This is a genomic window from Alcanivorax sp. HI0044 (assembly GCF_001634945.1).
This window is the reverse complement of record NZ_LWEZ01001778.1, coordinates 1-746: the sequence shown is the minus strand read 5'-3', so window position 1 is coordinate 746 and position 746 is coordinate 1. Positions and strand designations below refer to the sequence as shown.

The window sequence follows — 746 nt, the reverse complement described above, 5'->3', positions numbered from 1 at the left end:
GTCGGCAATGAGTAAAGAAGCGGTTTTCACAATGAAGCGGGAGTCTGAACTCCGGGCTGAATTTATTGCTGTGGCAGAAGCGGATCATCGGCCGGCTTCGCCAATCGTGCGTGAATTGATGCGTGGTTACATTTCGCGGAAGCGGCAGGAGCAGGAATATCAGGATTTTCTGAGGGGTAAGGTGGAAGCCGGTCGGGCGGAGATGCTGGCTGGTGAGGGGAGCCCCAACGACGAGGTGGAGGCTGAGTTTGCGGCACGCAGGGCTGCTGCGGTGGGTGACGGTAAGGCTGGCGCATGAGGGTGATCTGGACCACTCAGGCCCAGAAAGACCGTCTTGCAATCTGGGAGTATATCGCGGCGAATAATCCGGTTGCGGCAGGGGACTTGGATGTGCGGTTCTCGGAGGCGGCAAGATTGCTGGCAGACCACCCCGAGATGGGGAGAGAGGGGGTGGTGCCTGGCACGCGGGAGCTGTTCCCCCATGAACATTATCGGCTGGTCTATGAGGTTTATCAGGAGGCAGTCTGGGTGCTTACATTGGTGCATACGGCCAGGCTATGGCCCAAGCCGATGTCAGATAAAGATGGGGCGCCAGACTGAGGTCGGAATGACCCCATGGTTTCTTGTCGCCCAATGACTTGTCTTGGAAGCCTGCGCTATACTGCCGCCCGCAAGGGGTTCGGGTCCCATTTTTAGGCCATTTTTACTGGGGCCAACAGTGTGGCCAACACCCTTTTGTGCTTTTT

The 746-nt window shown here is 57.5% G+C and carries 2 protein-coding genes; both read left to right on the top strand.

The window, feature by feature from the left end; genetic code table 11:
- On the top strand, nucleotides 1-298 hold a 298-nt coding region (locus A3730_RS32305), incomplete at its 5' end, for a hypothetical protein (protein WP_231884058.1).
- Entirely contained in the window at nucleotides 295-600 is a 306-nt protein-coding gene (locus A3730_RS26620) for a type II toxin-antitoxin system RelE/ParE family toxin (protein WP_063520449.1), read from the top strand. The genes A3730_RS32305 and A3730_RS26620, both read left to right, overlap by 4 nt.
- Nucleotides 601-746 lie beyond the last annotated feature (146 nt).